General features: G+C 43.2%; 2 tRNA genes. Both read right to left on the bottom strand.

What is annotated here, in order from left to right:
- Window positions 1–280: 280 nt before the first annotated feature.
- Window positions 281–356, bottom strand: a tRNA-Ala gene (locus ACYUJT_RS25400).
- Between the two features lie 97 nt (window positions 357–453).
- Window positions 454–530, bottom strand: a tRNA-Ile gene (locus ACYUJT_RS25395).
- Between the last annotated feature and the right edge of the window lie 26 nt (window positions 531–556).

The following is a 556-nucleotide window of genomic DNA, read 5'->3' as shown; positions in this document are numbered from 1 at the left end:
GCCACTTTTCACTTAACTTGTTTGACACAAGCTCAGCTATGATGAATTTCAATTTAGCTTTGCAGCTCATTTAAATTCATCAGAAAAGGATATTTCTAATTCGCAAATTTCGTTTCGTTATCCAGTTTTCAAGGATCAGTGATGAAATTTTGTAACGATCACGCGAAGTGACGTTTAAAATCTCAGCTAATTGTTCAACCACCATTTTACCGGCGGAAGACTATCTTACCAAATCCACGCTTACCAATCAAGCGGTAAGTTATGGAAGAGATATTGTTTATGGTGGAGCCAAGCGGGATCGAACCGCTGACCTCCTGCTTGCAAGGCAGGCGCTCTCCCAGCTGAGCTATGGCCCCATATCTAATCCCCAAAAAATTCACGACACACTCGAAGCTTGTTCCAAAACAAATTACGAAAAACTTCATCAAGCATGACGCACATTATGGAGTTGTATGGTGGGCCCTAGTGGACTCGAACCACCGACCTCACCCTTATCAGGGGTGCGCTCTAACCAACTGAGCTAAGGGCCCGTAATGGGAATGTTCAATTTAAATAG

The organism is Paenibacillus sp. YSY-4.3, from assembly GCF_054767475.1.
This window is presented reverse-complemented; position numbering and strand designations above follow the sequence as displayed.